Here is a 19,272-nt window from a genome sequence, read left to right as displayed (position 1 = left end):
AAGGCCCCTCGCACTCAATGGTTTCAGCCCAGCGTTGCCAGTGCCGGGAAGGTTTCCAGCAGCCACCAGGAAAAGGTTGTGAACAGGCCAGTGACCAGCATGATGCCGACAAACAGCAGCAACCCGCCCATCACTTTTTCGATCAGCCCCATGTGGCGCTTCAACTTGTTCATCAGCGTCATCGACCGGTTGAGGAACATTGCCGCCAGCAGGAAGGGCACCCCCAGCCCCGCCGCATAAACCCCCAGCAGGATGGTGCCGCGGCTGACGGAGGCTTCCGATGCCGCCAGTGACAGGATCGCGCCCAGCTGGGGACCGATACAGGGCGTCCAGCCAAAGGCGAAGGCCAGCCCCAGAACATAGGCACCCAGGGCGGAGCCGCCCGACTCGCCTGCCTCCATCCGCGCCTCGCGGTCCAGCAGGGGAATGCGGAACACCGACAGGAAGTGCAGGCCGAATATGATCACCACCACGCCTGATACTTGCGCAAAAAGCTCCTGATTTTTCAAAACAAAAGCGCCAAAAGCCGAGGCGGTGAAGCCGAGCAGCAGAAACACCGTCGACAGCCCCAGCACAAAGAACAGCGCGGCGATGATTGCCTTGCGCCGCGCCGCGGAAGTGCCCTGCATTTCACCAATAGTCACGCCGCTCATATAGGCCAGATAAGGCGGCACGATCGGCAGCACGCAGGGCGACAGGAAACTGATAACGCCGCCCAGCAGCGCCACCAGCATGGCAGGGAGCAGCCCTGCGTCGATGATCTCGATTCCAAACATGTCCCAACACTTATTCCAGCCGCGGTCCAACGTCACGGGGACGGCTGGTCACATCCTTGTGGACAGCATGAAACATCCCGCTTATCTGCACACCATGACCGAGATCAAAGAGACCTTAGATGCAATCGGGCTGCTGTGCCCGCTGCCTGTCCTGAAGGCCCGCAAAAGGCTGAAATCGCTGCAGCCCGGCCAGGTTCTGGAACTGCTTGCGGATGACCCCGCAGCCGTGATTGATGTGCCTCATTTCTGCAATGAGGCCGGCCATGAATTTCTTGGCCACAGTGCCGGAACCGGCCATCAGGTCTATTTGATCCGCAAGGGCAGCTAACCCGGAAGAGGCTGCGGCACCTCCGCGAGGGAACCGGAATTCGGCGCGAATTCCGGCTCGGAAAACGCGTGTTTTCCGGGCCGTTTTCCGCGCCGGAAAACGGCGGCCGCAAACAACAGAAGGCACAAAATGAAAGGCAGGCCAAACGGCCTGCCTTCTCCAAAATCATATGCGGGCTTCAGCCGCCCATTGACCACCAGCCGCGGCGCTTGGGCTTGGGCGGTGATGCCGGTTCCGGCTCCGCCTCAGCACCGGCCATCGCTGGCTCCGGCTGCTTTTCTTCGGCCGCGGTCTCTTCCTCAGCAGCCGCTTCTGCATCAGGCTCCTCTGCGGCGGGTTCGGATTCCGCCTCAGCTTCTGCAACAGCGGCTTCCTCAGCGCTCTCTGCGGACTCGGCTTCAGCTTCCGCGGCGTCTACTTGCACAGGCGCGGCTTCAGCTTCTGCCGGAGCCTCCTCAGTTGCTGCGGCCGTTTCAGCCTCCGGTTCTGCAGCCTCTGCCACTGGCGCTTCTGCCTCAGCCTCCTGCTCAGGAGCGTCCGCTGCATCGGCAGCTTCGGCAACGGCGACGGTTTCTTCAGCGGATTCCGCCGGCGCTTCCTCTGAAGCAGCGTCCTCTCCGGCAACGGCCTCCGCCTCGGCAGGCTTGGCCTTCGGCTTGCGGGAGCGTGTCCGGGTGCGGGAGCGTTTTTTCTCCTTCACCTCTTCCGCCGGGGCTTCCTCGCCTTCAGCAGCAGTCTCAGACGCCTCGGCGGCCTCCTCTTGGGGCTGTTCCTGATCCTCGGATGCCTCGTCACCGGTCTCGCCAGTCTCACCATTCTGAGACTGCTCGCCATTGCCCCCCTTCCGGCGGCGGCGGCGGCGGCGCTTGCGCTTGGGTTTGTCGTCCTGCGATGCATCATCAGCGGTCTCAACTGCTGCCGGTGCCTCCTCCTCGTCCTGCCCGGCCTCATCCGCGTCCACCTGATCCATGATCGAGGTGTCAACCGACACCACCGGAGCGGCGGCGGCAGGCACGTTGCGGGACGCGGTCTTGAACTTCTCAAGCACAAAGTCCGGGCTGACCAGATGCGCGTCGCCTTCGATACGCACGGACAGGCCGTAGCGCGCCTCGATCTGGGCAATGTGCTCACGCTTCTGGTTCATCAGGAAGTTGGCAATGGAAACCGGGCAGCGCACCAGCACCTCGCGGGAGCGGCGGCGGGTGCCCTCTTCCTCGATCTGGCGCAGGATCGACAGCGCCATCGAGTCGTCGGAGCGGATCAGGCCGGTGCCATGGCAATGCGGGCACGGCGCGGTAGTGGCTTCGATCATGCCGGGGCGCAGGCGCTGGCGCGACATTTCCATCAGGCCAAAGCCGGAGATCCGGCCCACCTGGATGCGGGCCCGGTCGGTCTTCAGCTTGTCCTTCATGCGCTTTTCGACGGCAGCGTTGTTCTTGCGCTCGTCCATGTCGATGAAGTCGATCACGATCAGACCGGCAAGGTCGCGCAGGCGCAGCTGGCGGGCCACCTCTTCGGCGGCCTCCAGGTTGGTCTTCAGCGCGGTTTCCTCGATCGAGCCTTCCTTGGTGGCGCGGCCGGAGTTCACGTCGATCGCCACCAGAGCCTCGGTCACGCCGATCACGATGTAGCCGCCGGATTTCAGCTGCACTGTCGGGTTGAACATGCCCGCCAGGTAGCTTTCCACCTGGAAGCGCGCAAACAGCGGCAGCCCTTCCTGGTAGTGCTTCACGTTCTTGGCGTGGGACGGCATGATCATCTTCATGAAGTCCTTGGCGATGCGGTAGCCGCGGTCGCCTTCCACCAGAACCTCGTCGATCTCGCGGCTGTAGAGGTCGCGGATCGAACGTTTGATAAGGTCGCCCTCTTCATAGATCTTGGCCGGCGCAATGGATTTCAGCGTCAGCTCGCGGATCTGCTCCCACAGGCGCTGCAGGTATTCATAGTCGCGCTTGATCTCGGATTTGGTGCGCTTGGCACCGGCGGTGCGCACGATCAGGCCCGCGCCTGTCGGCACGTCCAGCTCGGTTGCGATGTCTTTCAGTTTCTTGCGGTCGGCTGCATTGGTGATCTTGCGGGAGATGCCGCCGCCGCGGGCGGTGTTGGGCATCAGCACGCAGTAACGGCCGGCCAGCGACAGATAGGTGGTGAGTGCGGCGCCCTTGTTGCCGCGCTCTTCCTTGACCACCTGCACCAGCAGCACCTGGCGCACCTTGATCACTTCCTGGATCTTGTAGCGGCGCGGGCGCGGTTTGCGCGGCGGACGAATGTCGTCGCTGTCGTCCTCATCGGCCACCGACTCGATGCTTTCGTCCTTGGAGGTTGCATCGGCGCGGCTGGTTTCCGCTTCGTCGTCTCCTTCGTCACCGGTGTCTTCAGCGTCGTCATCGGCTTTTGCTGCCTCTGCAACTTCAGCCGCCCCGGTGTCCGCCTCTGCCTCAGCTTCAGCTTCGCCGGCAGCTTCCCCGGCCTGCGTCTCTTCAGCTTCCGGGGCTTCAGCGGCAGCAGTCTCTTCTGCTTCCGTCTCTGCGGCCTCACCCTCTTCCGGCTCTTCCACCGGGGTCTCGGCAACACGCTCCATCGGCGAGGAGCCTTCCGGCACCTCGGCCAGTTCTGCCGGGACATCCGCAGCCTCAGAGCTGTCGGTCAGGTCAATGGTTTCCATGCCGGCGATTTCACCGGTGACTGCGTCGGAGGCCTCGACCTCCTTGGTTTCCACAGCATCCTTGGACGAAGCCTTGGCAGCCTTGGCAGAGGACTTGGAACGGCGCGAGCGCTTGGGCTTGGCCGGTTTCTCGTCCTCGTCCTCATCACGGGCGCGCATCGCCTCGGCATAGGCGCGTTCTTCCTCCATCAGGGCCTCACGGTCCGCGACGGGGATCTGGTAATAATCCGGGTGGATCTCGGAAAATGCCAGGAAACCATGGCGGTTTCCACCATAGTCGACAAAGGCCGCCTGCAGGGACGGCTCAACCCGGGTTACTTTTGCGAGGTAGATATTGCCAGCAAGCTGGCGTTTGTTTTCGGACTCAAAGTCGAATTCCTCAACCTTGTTTCCATCGACCACCACGACGCGGGTTTCTTCCGCGTGGGTGGCGTCAATAAGCATCTTCTTTGCCATGGGTCCTTGGTGCACCTGCCCTGAGCGCCCGCAAGCCTCCTGTTTCCAGGCGGCCGCGCGCGTTTCGGGTGGTGTCTTGTCAGGGCGATAATGGACGGCGCGGTGCAGCAGGTGGTCCCGGGATCGATGCCCGGCCTTCCTGCCTCAGTGCTCTTCGCTCTCGCGCGCGTCATCGCGGTTCTTCTCCGGCAGGCGGGATGTGCCCGTCCCTGCCTTGTTATCCCGGCACCGGCGGTAATTCCGGCTTGGGCGCTAAACTGCCCTCTTGTTTCAAGAGGGCCAATCGGTCTGGCTGCAGCTTTCTCGGATCATGCCGGACAAAAGCCGAAGCCAGCGAAACTCATCAGAACGGGCGAAACCATATGCCGGTGTCCGGCCCGTTTCGCCAGCATAAGGCCTGTGGATAGGTAATGACAATGGACATTCGTCACCACAGAGCCTGAAAATACAAACGGCCTGCCCCTAGCAGGCAAGCCGTTAATATCAGGTTAGTTTTCTTGCAGAACCACGGAAACGGCACCATGAAACAGCGGTTGCAGGGTCAGGCAAGGTAATCCGAGCGCTGCAGGCCGTATTTGGCCATTTTCTCGTTCAGCGTCCGGCGCGGCAGGCACAACTCGTCCATCACGCTGGCGATCGAGCCCTTGTGCCGGCGCATGGTGTTATCGATCAGCATGCGTTCGAACGCTTCCACGTATTCCTTCAGCGGCTTGCCTTCGGTGGTCATCACCGGCTGCATCTCCTCGTGATCCGACATAAGGAGCGATGCAATGGTGCCTGAGCCGCGCCGCGACTGCAGAACTGCGCGTTCGGCGATGTTGATCAGCTGCCGCACGTTGCCCGGCCAGGGCGCCTGCAGCAGCTGCGCAGCTTCCTGGGCGCTCACTTGCGGTGCATCACAGCCGTATTCCTCGGAGAATTGTTCCGACAGACGGGTGAACAAGGTCAGGATATCCTCGCCGCGCTGGCGCAGCGGCGGCACAGTGATGCGCAGCGCCGCCAGACGGTAGAACAGATCCGGGCGCAGGGCGTCTTCGCAGGTCTTGCCCGCTTCCTGCAGGTTGGAGATGGCGACAATCCGGGTTTCTGCAGGGGTGCCCTGCTCGTTGATGACGCTCAGCAGCTTTGCCTGAAGGGTTTCCGACAGCGCGTCGATGTCCTCCAGCACCAGCGTGCCTCCGCGGGCCTCCTCGATGGCCGGCAGCATGCTGTCCTCAGGCAGCATCGGGCCAAACAGGCGCTTGGACAGCACCTCCTCCTCCAGAGCGGCACAGGAAATCAGCACGAACTTCTTGCCCGCACGGCTGCCAACTGCGTGCAGCGCGTGGGCAACCAGAGTCTTGCCGGTGCCGGTTTCGCCATCAATCAGCACATGGCCGTCGGCCTGCCCAAGGTCCAGAATGTCCTCTCGCAAGCGCTCCATCACCGGGCTCTGGCCGATCAGTTTCTTCATGATCTGGCCGCCATCCGACAGTTCACGCCGCAGCACGCGGTTGTCCAAGGTCAGGCGGCGGGCGCCGGTTGCGCGTTTGGCCAGTTCCGACATGCGGTCCGGGTTGAAGGGTTTTTCCAGAAAATCGAAGGCACCGACGCGCATCGCCTCAACCGCCATCGGCACGTCGCCGTGGCCGGTGATCATGATCACCGGCAGCGCGGAATCGCTGCCCATCAGCTTTTTCAGGAACTGCATGCCGTCCATGCCCGGCATCTTGATGTCGGAGATCACGATGCCCGGATAGTCCGGGCCCAGCACCTTCAGGGCCTCTTCGGCGCTGGAGAAGGTTTCCGTGTCATAGCCAGACAGCGCCAGCCACTGGCTGATCGACTGCCGCATATCCTGTTCGTCGTCCACGATCGCGATTTTCATAGCCTGGGCCATGCGCGTTCACTCCTAATCACTCCAGGCTGCCTATTCGGCAGCTTCAATACCGTCCACCAGGACCGGCAATTGCATTTCAAAGACCGCACCGCCGTTCTGCCCGTTGCGGGCGGTCAGCCGTCCCCCAAGGTCGTTGACGATCCCCGAGGAGATGGCAAGCCCCAATCCAACCCCGTCGCCGGGCTGCTTGGTGGTGTAAAAAGGCTCAAACAGATTGTCGAAGTCCTTGATACCCATCCCGTTGTCACGCACCGACAGGGTTGCTGTCTCGCCCGCTGCCAGCAGGATTTCCACCTCAGGGTCTGCCACGGATTTGGTGGCGTCCAGGGCGTTGCGCAAGAGGTTGACCATTACCTGCTCCAGGCGCATCCGGTCCCCCATTACCATAACAGGTTCTTCGGGCAGGATGCGGGTTATTTTCACATGCCGCTGACGCAGCTGCGGCTCCATCATAGACAGGCTGGAGGCCAGCGCATCGCCCAAGTTTACAGGGCTGAACGCATCGCCGCCCTTGCGCGCATAGGACTTGAGCTGACGGGTGATTGCGCCCATCCGCTCGATCAGGTCGTCGATGCGCCCGAAGGAGGCCAGCGCCTCGTCCGGACGGTTCCGGTTGAGCAGCAGGCGGGCGCCGGCAAGATAGGTTTTCATCGCCGCCAGCGGCTGGTTCAGCTCGTGGCTGACGGCAGCGGACATCTCGCCCAACGCGGCCAGCTTCGAGCTCTGCGCCAGGCTTTGTTCAGCCACCGCAAGGGTCTTTTGCATGCGTTCACGCTCGGCAATTTCCCGCTGAAGGCGAGCATTCAATACGCGAAGCTCTGCCGACTCGCGTTGGAACAGCGCCATGCGCAGCGCGGTCTTGCGGCTCAGGAAATAGAACGCCAGCGCCAGAAGGATGGCGAATCCCATGATCTCCAGCGCCAGCACCGCATTCACACGCTCGCGGACAGAGGAATAGGTGGTGAAGGTCGCCATGCGCCAGCCCTGGAACGGCACCCGGGTTTCGAGCCGCATCACCGCTTCGCCCTGCAGGTAGGCATCCGGCGGCAGCGCCGTCCAGTCGGTGGTGGCGCGGATCGCCCGCTGGATCGCGCCCTCGGGCGTTTGAAGCGTCAGCGCGTCGTCCTCCTTCAACCCGCGCCAGCGTGCCTCGGTCGCAAGAATGATGTTGCCGGTGCTGTCAGTGACCAGTACCGCATCCGAAATTCCGGCCCAGGCGCGTTCAAACTTCTGCAGGTCTACCTCGACAACGATCGCGCCCAGTACTCCGGTCGCATCAATCACCCGGCGGGAATAGGTGAACCGGTAGCCCCCCACCTCCCGCGGGATGACCGAGAACACGGTAGACTTGGCGCGCACCGCATCGACGAAATAGGCCGCATTGCGGTGGCTCTCTCCCAGCCGGTTGCGATCAGTCGCCGCCACCGTGCGCCCGTCCTGCGCCAGGAGCATGATCGAGGCTGCCCCGATTTCATCAACAAAGGAAATCAGCCGCTGGGTCGAGAGAGAGAAATCGCTGGACTGCAGCGCCGAGATCAGGGTCTGGTCGCGCGCCAGCAGTTGCGGCACGATGGCATGCTGGCGCAGTTCGCTCAGCAAGTTTCCAGAGTAAAGCGCCAGCCGCAGCTCTGCCCGGTTGCGCGTGCTTTCGGTGAACCTGTGGGTTAGCGCCCGGTTGGTGGTCCAGACCGTGACCGCAGCCACAGCCATGAACAATACAAGCGCAAGCCGTGCCCGCCACGAAATCGTGCGGGACCCGGACTTGGACTTGTTTTTGGTCTCATCAGAGCGCGAAGCGGTCATAAGGCCACCCTATGACCGCCGCCGCTTATCCTCAAGTCACGCAGCGGTGACCATTCCTGCCAATGCGCGAAAGACTGCCGCGCCGTCGGTGCCGCCATGGCCCTCGTCCGCGGCCCGTTCCGGGTGCGGCATCATGCCAAGAACACGGCGGTTTTCCGACAGGATGCCCGCGATGTCAGCGATCGACCCGTTGGGGTTTTCTTCATAGGTGAAAGCCACCCGGTCCTGATCCTGCAGCGCCTTCACAGTGTCCGCATCGGCGAAGTAATTGCCGTCGTGGTGGGCAATCGGCACGCCGATCACATCACCGGCATTGTAACCCTGGGTAAAGACGCTGTCAGACGTCGCAACCTTCAGGTTCACGGTGCGGCAGATGTACTTCAGCCCCGCGTTGCGCAACAGTGCACCCGGCAGAACGCCGGTCTCCGTCAGAATCTGAAAGCCGTTACAGACGCCGATGGCATAGCCGCCGCGGTCCGCATGCTCAATCACGGCCTTGCAGATCGGCGACTGGGCCGCAATGGCACCGCAGCGCAGGTAATCACCATAGGAGAACCCGCCCGGCACACCGACGATGTCGACGCCTGCGGGCAGCGCGCTGTCCTTGTGCCAGACCATCGACACATCGAAACCGGCCTGTTCAAACGCCACCGCCAGATCGCGGTCGCAGTTCGAGCCCGGGAAAACAACTACCGCCGCCTTCATCAGGCCATCTCGATGCTGTAGGATTCGATCACGGTGTTGGCCAGCAGCTTCTCGCACATCGCGGTCACATCGGCCTCGGTGGCGCCCTCTGCCAGATCCAGGTCAATCACCTTGCCCTGACGCACGCCTTCGACCTTGTCAAAGCCCAGAGCCCCCAGCGCGTGGCGCACGGCCTCGCCCTGCGGATCCAGAACCCCGTTCTTCAGCATCACATGCACCCGTGCCTTCATCGCATCATCCCTCAGGTTTTCGATGGCGAAGCCCTGCCGGGCTTCATCTTTCCAAAAATACTCAAAGACCCGCGGCGCGGCAGGCGCTGCGGGTCCCCTATCTCAGTTCACCAGCGTCGGTTTGCCCGGCGCAGGCGGATTGTTCGGCATCACACCCAGGCGGCGCGCGACCTCAGAATAGGCATCGGTCAGGCTGCCCAGGTCGCGGCGGAACACGTCCTTGTCCAGCTTCTGGCCGGTCTTGATGTCCCAAAGACGGCAGCTGTCGGGGCTGATCTCGTCAGCAATCACCAGACGCTGGAAGTCGCCCTCGTAAATCCGGCCGATCTCGATCTTGAAGTCGACCAGGCGGATGCCCACGGCCAGGAACACGCCGGACAGGAAGTCATTCACGCGCAGCGCCAGGCTCAGGATATCATCCATGTCCTGCTGGCTGGCCCAGCCAAAGGCAGCGATGTGCTCCTCGGTTACCAGCGGGTCACCCAAGGCGTCGTCCTTGTAGCAGTATTCCACCACCGGGCGCGGCAGCTGCGTGCCCTCGTCGATGCCCAGGCGCTTGGAGATCGAACCGGCCGCATAGTTGCGTACGATCACTTCCAGCGGAATGATCTCGCAGCTGCGCACCAGCTGCTCGCGCATGTTCAGGCGCTTCAGGAAATGGGTCGGCACGCCGATCTGCCCCAGGCCCAGCATGAAGAACTCGCTCAGGATGTTGTTCAGGACACCCTTGCCCTCGATCACGTCGTGTTTTTCGGCGTTGAAGGCGGTGGCGTCATCCTTGAAGTACTGCACGATGGTGCCGGGCTCGGGGCCCTCGTACAAAGTCTTGGCCTTGCCTTCGTAAATCTTCTTGCGACGCGCCATTGGGAACCTTTCGGGTCAATGCCGGGAATCCGGCCCTGCGATGTGCCGCTCTAATAGTGCAAGGGGGCCTCAGCCGCAAGCATGCTGCATGGCGCGCATGCGGGCCATCCCCTGCCGCCGGGCCGCAGATGGACGCCCGCAGTTGCCGCCCTGCCCTGGCGCCCCCTTTTCGCGGCAGCCCAAACGCCTTGCTGCGCACAGTTTTTTCTTGCCCTGGACCGCGATCATGCTCCTATCATGTATAGGTGTGCAACAGGTTTAATGAGGACGCGATATGACCACGTTTGACGAGCGCGAGCAGGCCTTTGAAGCGAAGTTCGCGCATGATGAGGAGATGCAGTTCAACGCGCAGGCGCGCTGCAACAAACTGCTGGGCCTGTGGGCTGCCGGGCTTCTGGGACTTGGCAGCAAGGACGCCGAAGCCTTCGCAAGCACAATTGTCGCGGCGGATCTGGAAGAAGCCGGCCACGAGGATGTTGTGCGCAAGCTGGAAGGCGAGCTGCAAGGAAAAGCCTCTGCCGATGAGATCCGGGCAAAACGCGCCGAGCTGCTGCCGCAGGCCAAGGATCAGATCCTGACCGAGACCGGCTGAGGCCCGGCAGTTTTCCGCGGCGCGCCGCTTTAACCCCTTTTTTGCTGCTTTTGCAGAAACTTCCACTGGATACGGCGGATTTTGCGCAGCGCCTTGCCGCATTCCTCCCATGGTCATCAACTATGCGGCAGCCGGGCAGCGCTCTCATAATGAAGATGAGGAAAATGAAATTGCCCTTCCATGCCGGGCGTGAGACAGGGAAAACAGACCTATTTGCCGCCCGGCCCGCCGGGGCGGCCTGATGACACGGGACAGAACCGATGACCAATACCTTCAAACACCTTCTGGACACCAGGGACGTGCTGCTGGCGGATGGCGCGACCGGCACCAACCTCTTTGCCATGGGCCTGCAATCCGGCGACGCTCCGGAGCTGTGGAACGTCGATGAGCCCAAGAAAATCCTGGCTCTGTACCAAGGCTCGGTGGATGCGGGCAGCGACCTGTTCCTGACCAACAGCTTTGGCGGCACCGCTGCGCGCTTGAAACTGCACGATGCGCAGGGCCGCGTGCGCGAGCTGAACCGCATCGCTGCCGAACTGGGCCGCGAAGTTGCCGATAAGGCAGAACGCAAGATCGCCGTTGCCGGCTCAGTCGGGCCAACCGGCGAAATCTTCGAACCGGTCGGGGAGATGTCCCATTCCCTGGCGGTTGAGATGTTCCACGAGCAGGCCGACGCTCTGAAGGAAGGCGGCGCTGACGTGTTGTGGCTGGAAACCATTTCCGCCCCAGAGGAGTTCCGCGCTGCAGCGGAGGCTTTCAAGCTGGCCGACATGCCCTGGTGCGGCACCATGAGCTTTGACACTGCAGGCCGCACCATGATGGGGGTGACCTCCTCTGACTTGGCGCAGCTGGTGGAAGAGTTCGCCAACGCGCCGCTGGCCTTTGGCGCCAACTGCGGCACCGGCGCCTCCGACATCCTGCGCACCGTGCTGGGCTTTGCCGCGCAAGGCACCGAACGCCCGGTTATTTCCAAGGGCAACGCCGGCATTCCGAAATATGTCGACGGCCACATCCATTACGACGGCACCCCGGAGCTGATGGGCAAATATGCGGTGATGGCCCGCGATGCAGGCGCCAAGATCATCGGCGGCTGCTGCGGCACCATGCCCGATCACCTGCGGTCCATGCGCGATGCACTGGACAGCCGCCCGCGCGGAGACGCGCCCGAGCTGGAGAAAATCGTCGAAGTGCTGGGTCCTTTCACTTCGCAAAGCGATGGCACCGGAGAGGATGCCGCAGCTGGCGGAGAGCGCCGCGGACGCCGTGGCCGCCGCCGCGCCTGACGGATAGCAGGCGCAGACAGAACACATGGCGCCGCGCCTTCACATGCGGCGCCACCTTTATCCCTCCGGCTCAGCCTATCCGGTGATACGAAAACCGCTGATGCCCGGTTCTGGATCGACTCTTTCCGTCAGAACGTCCTTGACCGAGGCCGCCCCGGGACCGCGGCCCATTCTGCGCACCATGTCCGCAACGCTGGCCACAGGTCCTATCAGCAAGGCCCGTACCGAGCCGTCCGGCTCATTGCGGACCCAGCCCGACAGCCCGTGACGCAAAGCCTCCGCCCGCGCCCAGGTACGGAAAGCCACGCCCTGCACGCGCCCTGTGACACGCGCCTTCATAGCAACCGTGGTCATTGGACACGCTCCTTTTGTCAGAATGATGCCCAGCATAGCACAGTTCTGCCGCCAAGGCTGTTCATAACCAGTCAGAACAGCGCTAACTGGTCACCCGGCTGCGGCGGCCGGGCAAATAAATCGCAGCGCAGTTCCTCCGTCCGCTCCCGCAGGCCCAGCCGTTTGCAGGCTGCCTTGAACCGCTGCGCAGTCATCTCGGCATAGCGCCCTTCGCCCCGCATCCGGTGGCCCCAGCGCGGGTCATAATCGCGCCCGCCGTGCATCTCGCGCAACCGGGCCATCACCTTGGCCGCCCGGCCCGGCGCATGTTCTGCCAGCCATTCCTGCCACAGCTCCGACACTTCCCGCGGCAGCCGCAGCATAATCCAGCTGGCGGCATCCGCGCCCGCCTCTGCCCCGGCTGCCAGCAGCGCCTCCAGTTCATGATCCGTCAGCCCCGGCACCACGGGCGAGGTCATCACCCGCACCGGCACCCCGGCCTCTGTCAGACGCCGGATAGCCGCCAGCCGCCGGGCGGGCAGCGGCGCCCGCGGTTCCATCCGCCGCGACAGGTCCGGGTCCAGCGTAGTCAGGGAAATCCCCACCCTTACCAACCCCTTGGCGGCCATAGGCGTCAGGACGTCGAGATCCCGCTCCACCATTGCCCCTTTGGTCACGATTGCCACCGGGTGGTTGAAGTCGCGCAGCACTTCCAGGCAGGCGCGGGAAATACGCAGATCCCGCTCGCAGGGCTGGTAGGGATCCGTATTGATGCCAAGTGCAATTGCAGCCACCTTGTAGCTGGGCGCTGACAATTCCTTGCGCAAAACCCCGGCGGCATTGGGACGCGCAATCAGCCGGGTTTCGAAATCCATCCCCGGCGACAGCCCAAGATAGGCATGGGTCGGCCGCGCAAAACAGTAAATGCAACCATGCTCGCAACCGCGGTAGGGATTGATCGAGCGGTCAAACGGCAGATCGGGCGAGCGGTTGTAAGTGATCAGCGAACGCGCCGTTTCCTGGCGCACCTGAGTGGGAATCACAGCATCCGGCACTTCCTGAAACCAGCCGTCGTCCACCCCTTCACGGGCCATGTCGAACCTGCCTGCCGCATTGCTGAGGCTGGCGCGCGTTTTGCGGCGCATTGTGTATGGCGTGTTTTCAGGCAGCATGGACGCAAAATAGCGACCACAACGGAACAAATAAAGAACAAATGGGCGAAATCGAAGATTTCCATGTGGAATCTTCATTATTCTTGCGCCGGAATTGTCTCTATACGTCGGTTAGAAACGCGGCAGTGTCGCAAATAATGCAGTTCGCAAACAGCATTCTGTCACAAAAGCCTCAGAAATAGGCCAACACCGGGGATTCCCCCGTCAGCAAGGATTAGGCGCATGTCGGACGAAGAAGACATCATCCTCTCGGAACTCGATGACGAGGAACTTGTTCAGCAGATGTTTGACGACCTCTATGATGGTCTCAAAGAGGAAATCGAAGAAGGCGTGAACATCCTTCTCGAGCGCAAATGGACTCCGTACGACATCCTGACCAAGGCGCTGGTTGGCGGTATGACCATCGTCGGCGCCGACTTCCGCGATGGTATCCTGTTCGTTCCGGAAGTGCTGCTGGCGGCAAACGCAATGAAGGGCGGCATGGCCATCCTGAAACCGCTGCTGGCCGAAACCGGCGCCCCGCGCGTCGGCTCTATGGTGATCGGCACCGTCAAGGGCGACATCCACGACATCGGCAAGAACCTGGTTTCGATGATGATGGAAGGCGCAGGCTTCGAAGTGGTCGACATCGGCATCAACAACCCGGTCGAGAACTACCTGGAAGCCATGGAAGAGCACAAACCCGACATCCTCGGCATGTCCGCTCTGCTGACCACCACCATGCCCTACATGAAAGTCGTTATCGACACCATGGTCGAGCAGGGCCTGCGCGACGATTACATTGTGCTGGTTGGCGGCGCACCGCTGAACGAAGAGTTCGGCAAGGCAATCGGCGCCGACGGCTACTGCCGTGACGCAGCCGTGGCCGTGGAAATGGCCAAGGACTTCGTTGCGCGCAAGCACAACTCGATGAGCGCCTGATTTGGCACGCAAAGGACGCGCAGCCCGCTTGACAGAGCGGGCTGCCTTCCGCCCGCCGACCGGGCGGACGCTTGAGGAAAGCTCCCTCACCGAACAGGGCCTGGCCGCCCCTGAGAAAAAGACTGGCCGTATCCTGCTGATTGCTTGCGGCGCACTGGCGCGCGAGATCCTTGCCATCAAGGACGCAAACCGCATGGATCACATCGACCTCACCTGCCTGCCTGCCAAACTGCATCTTTATCCCGAGCAGATCGTCGACGCTGTCGACGGCGCGGTGGCCAAGCATTCAGCGGTTTATGACAAGATCTACGTGGTGTATGCCGATTGCGGTACCGGCGGCGCGCTGGAGCGTAAATGCGCCGAGCTTGGCGTGGAAATGGTTCCGGGCCCGCATTGCTACTCCTTCTTTGAGGGCAACGAAACCTTTGCCCGCCATTCGGAAGAAGGCGAAATCACCGCCTTTTACCTGACCGATTTCCTGGTCAAACAGTTCGACGCCTTCGTCTGGCGGCCCATGGGCCTCGACAGAAATCCGGAACTGCGGGACATGGTGTTCGGCAACTACACCAAACTGGTGTTCCAGTCGCAGGTCAATGACCCCAAGCTGGTGGAAAAGGCCCGCGAATGCGCCGACCGAATGGGCTTGGCCTTCGAGCACCGCCACACAGGATACGGCGACCTCGAAACCGCCATGACGAACTGGGCCAGATAGCCCCTTTCATCTTTCCCGGCAATACTCCGGGGAGCGCGAGGGGCCGGCCCCTCGCCCGCCGCCTCAGGCCTGTGCCATCGCCGTTTCGCGGACCCGCTCGATCATCGCCCGCAGTCCATTGGACCGCTGCGAAGAAAGATGTTCATTCAGCCCCAGCCGGCCCAGCTCTGCCTTGGCATCCACTGCCGCGACTTCGGCCACTGGCAGCCCATTGTAGAGGCAGCGCAGCACCGCGATCAAACCGCGCACGATCATTGCGTCACTATCGCCATCGAAACAGAACTCACCGCCCTCAACGGTGGCATGCAGCCAAACCTGGCTGGCACAGCCGTCCACCTTGGTCGCAGGCACTTTCAGCGCTTCGTCGAGCGGCTCCATTGCCTTGCCCAGATCGATCACATGGCGGTAGCGGTCCTCCCAGTCCTCCATGAACTCGAAGTCTTCAACGATCTCTTCAAAGGCGGCAGTGGCCATCGTCCGTCTATCCTCAAATCCCGCATCATGTGCAGATCAGCACCTAAGCCCCTGCCCGCGCCTTTTCAACCGCTTTTCAAGCTGCTGCCAATCGGGTAATCCGTTGCAAAGACAATTTGAACGGGCGGGGACAGATGCATAAACCATTGGCTCTTACTTTGGCCTGCGCGCTGGTGCTTTCAGCGTGCGGCTGGCGGGATTCACGGCTGAACCCGACCAACTGGTTTGGCAGCTCGGAACCGGCAGAGGTGGAGGTGGCGGAAAACGTCAACCCGCTGCTGCCGCAGGAAAGCAATGCCAGGGGCATCTTTGCCAAGAAACCGCCCAAGGACAAAAGCGTTCTGATCAGCCAGATCGCCGGGCTGCAAATTGAACGGACGGCCTCCGGTGCGATCATCCACGCAACCGGCATTGCCGAGCGACAGGGTGCCTTCAAGGTCGAGCTGCGCCCAGTGGAGGACGCTGAGGATGGGGTGCTGGCATACGACTTCCGCGTGGTCTACCCAGAAGAGCCGACCCTGACCGGCAGCGAGTTCAGCCGCACGCTGCACGCCGCACGCACCCTGTCGAACCAGGATCTGGAGGCGGTCCGCATCGTCCGGGTGAATGGCGAGACAAATGCACGTGAAAGCCGCCGGCGCTGAAGCCCTGACTATCCCAAAAAAGAAAACACCCGCTAAGGCGGGTGTTTCTCTATTAGGGCCAGTTGTGTCAAGCGAGAGGAGACACTCATCTTTGCAAATTTTTTCCGTTTGCCGGAAGTTGGCGCGTCCATTCTGAAGGGCTGCTCGAAACGAGAGATATGAAGCATATATTGGTCCCTAAGTGTAAATGACCGCCTGTTGCAGCGGTCATTTAAATGATTTTTTCTACGAAGTCGGCCGTAAGGGAGACTTCTCGGACTTCAGAACAAGAAGTCGTCTTCGGTCAACATCGCGGCAGTTACCCCCTGAAGCACGACGGTTCCGTGGCCGGATAGCGAAACTTGAGCATCACCTGAAACGTCAGTGATGGCTAGGTCGGGCTCTGTTGCGCAAATCGGGTGAGGGATTCATCTCATGAATCCAGCGTGATAGCTGGAGGGCATGAGCAGACCAACACCCCCGACCTACAAGATCAAGAACTGGCGGGCCTATAACGAAGCGCTGAAGCGTCGTGGCTCTCTGACGATCTGGTTCGATCCCGAGATGACGTGGGAGGCCCGGCCGACCGGCAAGAGAGGCCGACAGCCCATCTATAGCGACGCCGCGATCAAGACCTGCCTGACGATGAAGGTGCTGTTCCGTATGGCGCTCAGGCAGACGACCGGCTTCGTGGAAAGTCTCCTGCGATTGAGTGGATTGGACTGGTCGGTACCGGATTTTAGCACGCTTTCACGCCGCCAGAAGTCTCTCGCCGTGAACATCCCGTATCGTGGTTCTGAGGGGCCGCTACACCTGCTGATCGACAGCACTGGGATAAAGGTAGAGGGCGAAGGCGAGTGGAATGCGCGCAAGCACGGTGGCTCGAAACGCCGCGTGTGGCGCAAGGTTCACCTCGGTATCGACGAAAAGACACTGGAAATCCGGGCAGTCGAGTTCACCAGTAGCAACATTGGTGATGCGCCCATGCTGCCGGAACTGCTTAATCAGATCCCGCCCGAGCAGGAGATCGGCAGTGTCACGGCAGATGGCGCCTACGATACGCGCAAGTGCCACGATGCCATCGCCAACCGAGGTGCCAATGCCGTCGTCCCGCCCCGCAAGAACGCCAAGCCCTGGAAACCCGACACCGCAGGCGCGATTGCGCGCAACGAAGCGCTGCGGGCGTCGAAATACCTTGGCCGAGCGCTTTGGCGGAAATGGAGTGGATACCACCGCCGAAGTCGTGCCGAAACCAAGATGCACTGCATGAAACTGCTGGGACAAAGACTGATGGCACGGGATCCTGGACGTCAGGTTGCCGAGCTTCAGCTCCGTGTTGCGGTCATGAACGGATTCACCGCGCTTGGCATACCCGTCACAGAGGCAGTGGGATAAGTCCGTCTGGGGAAAGGGGAACCTTGGCCCTCAACCGATTTGCGCAACAGAGTCACTCCAGAACGCTTCAATTTAAAAACGAGTCCCCCTCACTCGGCCTGCTCAAACCATGACAGTCGCATTTACCCGGATCGGTAGATCTTCTGCCGCAGTTACGTCGCCACGCTTTACCGCCGGCCAAGTCGGTTCAGACCTGTCAATATCCGTTTCGAGCACAAGACTTGAGGCGGCCAAAACACTCGAAACCCAAATATCTCCTTCTGCCATAATGGCTTCCTTTTTCCTACTCCAGATACGCAGATCAAATGAAGATACACTGCCAGAAATTCCATCGGGTCTACTGGTGCTGCAACTGCAGGACCACACCCAAAGACCTAAGATACTCTTGACATTTTGAAACTATATTGCACGCTGAACAGGCAAGGCGTTGACAGCTTGAGGGTGATTTTCATGACCCATGCCAGCAAGGTCAAGTGCTAACCAGCTTACAAGCACTTCAAAGCATGTGGCTGCAAGGCATTCAACCATAATCGCAAAGAGTTCCGCAACCGGCAGCTTGTGAGGGTGCTTCAGATTCCCCCTGTTTGGTGGGCTAGCAGCTGTTTGCATGGGACACAGGCAACTGACATTAACGGGACAGCGAAATGCAAAAGGCGCTTTGCCGTGCAATGAGTTGCCTGTCTCCGTGACTCCTTGTGCCCCTCACCGGCAGGCATGCTGTAAGTTTGACGGCTGAAATTTAAGCGTCAAAGCAGCTTATAGCCCAGAGGCTGCTTGATGGGCGTGTTCGCCTGACATGATGATCCATCCCGGCAAGGGTCTTGCTTCTCTTCGAAGTCGGCACACGGCCGCTTCATGATGGGGTTGGAAGGAAAGGCATCCCAATCTTTCTTGCGGACTGCGACCGAAGCCGCGTTCAACCCCGCCCCGGGATTACCGCCCACCCGTCCCTGCACGGGACGTCTATCCGCGCGTCATGCGCGAATTCTGGTGTGCTGCATCAGGCGGGTTGCGCCTGCCAGCGGAATTCAGTGTTGTCGGTCCACATCCGGTGCAGGATAGTGGCTAGGCGCCGGGCAACGGCAACGACCGCCCTGAGCCGCCCTCTGCGTTTTGCAACTGACAGGCCCCATGCCTTCAGAGAAGAATTTTTGGTGTTTCTACGCATGATCGCACCAGCAGCCTCCACCAGTGCCCACCGAACACCGGCATCACCACATTTTGAAATACCGCGCCCGTGATCAATTTCACCGGATTGATAGCGTGCCGGCGTCAGGCCGAAATGGGCCGGAACAGAGCGGGAGCGCCGGAAGCGAGCAGCTTTGTCAACGCCGGTGCGGAATGTTAGTGCAACCAGCGGGCCGACGCCGGGTGCGGTCATGAGCAGCCTGCATACGGGATCATCAGCCGCCAGTAGATGCATCGCCTTATGCAAATGCTGATATTGAACGCGCAGTACGCGCCGCACCTCCAGGAGCGGTGTCACAGCCAGTGCAAGATGCGGGCGCGCTTCAAGCAGTTCCTTGACTCGGCTCTCAAACTGCGCGCGTGTGACGGCCCCGACTTTCATGCCAAAATTCCGCAACAAGCCACGCAAATTGTTCTCTGCGTCAATGATCTTTGACTGCAGGAATTTTCGCGCCGTGAGCAGCATGCGGATCTCCTGGCTGCGCTCGGTCTTTACGTGCACCGGGCGAAAGAGACCGACACGCATCATTTGTGCAATGCCGCGGGCGTCATTCCGGTCTGTTTTGTTAATCCGGGCGGAAAGGGCGGCCCGCATGTGCCGTGCTTCCACACAGGTCACTGGGTAGCCTGCCGACGCCAGCCCGCTGTAAAGCCATTGGGACAGCGGGCCGGCTTCGAGACCAACCCGCCGGTAGCAGCCTGCAAATTTTTCAAGCAATGCAGCGATTGAGGCCGGTTCACTTTCCACCTTCGCTTCCTTAACCAGTTCCCCTGCCCCATCCAGGATGCAAACGCTGGTCGAGCGAAGCGACACATCCAAGCCAACAAACAGATCCATAACTATACCTCCGTGATGTTGTCATCAGGAGCTTG

General features: G+C 61.2%; 18 protein-coding genes. 7 read left to right on the top strand and 11 right to left on the bottom strand.

Features of this window, described 5'->3' with window-relative positions; genetic code table 11:
- Positions 1–23: 23 nt before the first annotated feature.
- The gene (locus tag K3725_RS07250) at positions 24–776 is read right to left on the bottom strand and encodes a cytochrome c biogenesis CcdA family protein (protein WP_260018129.1); all 753 of its coding nucleotides are present in this window, start codon (positions 774–776) and stop codon (positions 24–26) included.
- 94 nt (positions 777–870) lie between these two features.
- Here K3725_RS07250 and K3725_RS07245 point away from each other — a divergent pair, with 94 nt between their 5' ends.
- Positions 871–1,104: a sulfurtransferase TusA family protein gene (locus K3725_RS07245; RefSeq protein ID WP_260018128.1), complete on the top strand. Its 234-nt coding sequence runs from the start codon at positions 871–873 to the stop codon at positions 1,102–1,104.
- A 178-nt stretch (positions 1,105–1,282) separates the two neighbouring features.
- Here K3725_RS07245 and K3725_RS07240 read toward each other — a convergent pair whose 3' ends face one another.
- From K3725_RS07240 to purC, 6 genes are all read right to left on the bottom strand, one after another.
- Positions 1,283–4,225: a ribonuclease E/G gene (locus K3725_RS07240; protein ID WP_260018127.1), complete on the bottom strand. Its 2,943-nt coding sequence runs from the start codon at positions 4,223–4,225 to the stop codon at positions 1,283–1,285.
- A gap of 541 nt (positions 4,226–4,766) precedes the next feature.
- Complete coding sequence (locus tag K3725_RS07235; RefSeq protein WP_260018126.1) at positions 4,767–6,104, bottom strand: sigma-54 dependent transcriptional regulator; 1,338 nt, start codon at positions 6,102–6,104, stop codon at positions 4,767–4,769.
- A gap of 30 nt (positions 6,105–6,134) precedes the next feature.
- On the bottom strand, positions 6,135–7,907 hold the full coding sequence (locus tag K3725_RS07230; protein ID WP_260018125.1) for an ATP-binding protein: 1,773 nt from the start codon (positions 7,905–7,907) through the stop codon (positions 6,135–6,137).
- A gap of 36 nt (positions 7,908–7,943) precedes the next feature.
- Positions 7,944–8,612, bottom strand: coding sequence for a phosphoribosylformylglycinamidine synthase subunit PurQ (purQ, locus tag K3725_RS07225; protein ID WP_260018124.1), 669 nt, complete (start codon positions 8,610–8,612; stop codon positions 7,944–7,946).
- Complete coding sequence (purS, locus tag K3725_RS07220) at positions 8,612–8,842, bottom strand: phosphoribosylformylglycinamidine synthase subunit PurS (RefSeq protein ID WP_019297460.1); 231 nt, start codon at positions 8,840–8,842, stop codon at positions 8,612–8,614. Before purS ends, purQ begins: the two co-directional genes overlap by 1 nt.
- A 102-nt stretch (positions 8,843–8,944) precedes the next feature.
- Positions 8,945–9,706: a phosphoribosylaminoimidazolesuccinocarboxamide synthase gene (gene purC / locus K3725_RS07215; RefSeq protein ID WP_260018123.1), complete on the bottom strand. Its 762-nt coding sequence runs from the start codon at positions 9,704–9,706 to the stop codon at positions 8,945–8,947.
- Between the two features lie 274 nt (positions 9,707–9,980).
- On the opposite strand from purC, the gene K3725_RS07210 reads away from it, so the two are divergent.
- Both K3725_RS07210 and bmt read left to right on the top strand, forming a co-directional pair.
- A complete protein-coding gene (locus K3725_RS07210; protein ID WP_260018122.1) occupies positions 9,981–10,298 on the top strand; it encodes a DUF1476 domain-containing protein in 318 nt (105 codons plus the stop codon).
- Positions 10,299–10,558: 260 nt separating this feature from the next.
- A complete protein-coding gene (gene bmt / locus K3725_RS07205; protein ID WP_260018121.1) occupies positions 10,559–11,581 on the top strand; it encodes a betaine--homocysteine S-methyltransferase in 1,023 nt (340 codons plus the stop codon).
- A gap of 75 nt (positions 11,582–11,656) precedes the next feature.
- On the opposite strand, the gene K3725_RS07200 is transcribed toward bmt, so the two are convergent.
- Together K3725_RS07200 and K3725_RS07195 are read right to left on the bottom strand one after the other, a co-directional pair.
- Positions 11,657–11,935, bottom strand: a complete 279-nt coding sequence (locus K3725_RS07200; protein WP_260018120.1) for an acylphosphatase — start codon at positions 11,933–11,935, stop codon at positions 11,657–11,659.
- 71 nt (positions 11,936–12,006) lie between these two features.
- The gene (locus K3725_RS07195; protein ID WP_260018119.1) at positions 12,007–13,059 is read right to left on the bottom strand and encodes a PA0069 family radical SAM protein; all 1,053 of its coding nucleotides are present in this window, start codon (positions 13,057–13,059) and stop codon (positions 12,007–12,009) included.
- 249 nt (positions 13,060–13,308) lie between these two features.
- Between K3725_RS07195 and K3725_RS07190 the strand changes: the two genes are divergently transcribed.
- Entirely contained in the window at positions 13,309–14,007 is a 699-nt protein-coding gene (locus K3725_RS07190; protein ID WP_260018118.1) for a B12-binding domain-containing protein, read from the top strand.
- Position 14,008: 1 nt separating this feature from the next.
- Complete coding sequence (locus K3725_RS07185; protein ID WP_260018117.1) at positions 14,009–14,719, top strand: DUF1638 domain-containing protein; 711 nt, start codon at positions 14,009–14,011, stop codon at positions 14,717–14,719.
- Between the two features lie 63 nt (positions 14,720–14,782).
- Here K3725_RS07185 and K3725_RS07180 read toward each other — a convergent pair whose 3' ends face one another.
- A complete protein-coding gene (locus tag K3725_RS07180; RefSeq protein ID WP_260018116.1) occupies positions 14,783–15,193 on the bottom strand; it encodes a SufE family protein in 411 nt (136 codons plus the stop codon).
- A gap of 134 nt (positions 15,194–15,327) precedes the next feature.
- Here K3725_RS07180 and K3725_RS07175 point away from each other — a divergent pair, with 134 nt between their 5' ends.
- Both K3725_RS07175 and K3725_RS07170 read left to right on the top strand, forming a co-directional pair.
- Positions 15,328–15,837, top strand: a complete 510-nt coding sequence (locus K3725_RS07175) for a hypothetical protein (protein WP_260018115.1) — start codon at positions 15,328–15,330, stop codon at positions 15,835–15,837.
- A 441-nt stretch (positions 15,838–16,278) separates the two neighbouring features.
- On the top strand, positions 16,279–17,211 hold the full coding sequence (locus tag K3725_RS07170) for an IS5 family transposase (protein ID WP_260015482.1): 933 nt from the start codon (positions 16,279–16,281) through the stop codon (positions 17,209–17,211).
- Between the two features lie 1,000 nt (positions 17,212–18,211).
- Here the strand turns inward: K3725_RS07170 and K3725_RS07165 are convergent.
- Positions 18,212–19,237 (bottom strand): IS110 family transposase, encoded by a 1,026-nt coding sequence (locus K3725_RS07165; RefSeq protein ID WP_260018114.1) that lies wholly within the window; start codon positions 19,235–19,237, stop codon positions 18,212–18,214.
- Positions 19,238–19,272 lie beyond the last annotated feature (35 nt).

The sequence above is a fragment of the Leisingera sp. S132 genome (assembly GCF_025144465.1).
In the GTDB taxonomy this organism is placed as follows: Bacteria; Pseudomonadota; Alphaproteobacteria; order Rhodobacterales; family Rhodobacteraceae; genus Leisingera.
Note: the sequence above shows the minus strand (reverse complement) of the source record. Positions and strands in the feature narration are given on the sequence as shown.

Coding starts and splice junctions, on each gene's coding strand:
- K3725_RS07230 (WP_260018125.1), bottom strand. CDS start 7,907: ATGACCGCTTCGCGCTCTGATGAGACCAAAAACAAGTCCAAGTCCGGG.
- K3725_RS07240 (WP_260018127.1), bottom strand. CDS start 4,225: ATGGCAAAGAAGATGCTTATTGACGCCACCCACGCGGAAGAAACCCGC.
- K3725_RS07235 (WP_260018126.1), bottom strand. CDS start 6,104: ATGGCCCAGGCTATGAAAATCGCGATCGTGGACGACGAACAGGATATG.
- purQ (WP_260018124.1), bottom strand. CDS start 8,612: ATGAAGGCGGCGGTAGTTGTTTTCCCGGGCTCGAACTGCGACCGCGAT.
- K3725_RS07210 (WP_260018122.1), top strand. CDS start 9,981: ATGACCACGTTTGACGAGCGCGAGCAGGCCTTTGAAGCGAAGTTCGCG.
- K3725_RS07170 (WP_260015482.1), top strand. CDS start 16,279: ATGAGCAGACCAACACCCCCGACCTACAAGATCAAGAACTGGCGGGCC.
- bmt (WP_260018121.1), top strand. CDS start 10,559: ATGACCAATACCTTCAAACACCTTCTGGACACCAGGGACGTGCTGCTG.
- K3725_RS07165 (WP_260018114.1), bottom strand. CDS start 19,237: ATGGATCTGTTTGTTGGCTTGGATGTGTCGCTTCGCTCGACCAGCGTT.
- K3725_RS07190 (WP_260018118.1), top strand. CDS start 13,309: ATGTCGGACGAAGAAGACATCATCCTCTCGGAACTCGATGACGAGGAA.
- K3725_RS07250 (WP_260018129.1), bottom strand. CDS start 776: ATGTTTGGAATCGAGATCATCGACGCAGGGCTGCTCCCTGCCATGCTG.
- K3725_RS07245 (WP_260018128.1), top strand. CDS start 871: ATGACCGAGATCAAAGAGACCTTAGATGCAATCGGGCTGCTGTGCCCG.
- K3725_RS07180 (WP_260018116.1), bottom strand. CDS start 15,193: ATGGCCACTGCCGCCTTTGAAGAGATCGTTGAAGACTTCGAGTTCATG.
- K3725_RS07175 (WP_260018115.1), top strand. CDS start 15,328: ATGCATAAACCATTGGCTCTTACTTTGGCCTGCGCGCTGGTGCTTTCA.
- K3725_RS07200 (WP_260018120.1), bottom strand. CDS start 11,935: ATGACCACGGTTGCTATGAAGGCGCGTGTCACAGGGCGCGTGCAGGGC.
- K3725_RS07195 (WP_260018119.1), bottom strand. CDS start 13,059: ATGCGCCGCAAAACGCGCGCCAGCCTCAGCAATGCGGCAGGCAGGTTC.
- purC (WP_260018123.1), bottom strand. CDS start 9,706: ATGGCGCGTCGCAAGAAGATTTACGAAGGCAAGGCCAAGACTTTGTAC.
- purS (WP_019297460.1), bottom strand. CDS start 8,842: ATGAAGGCACGGGTGCATGTGATGCTGAAGAACGGGGTTCTGGATCCG.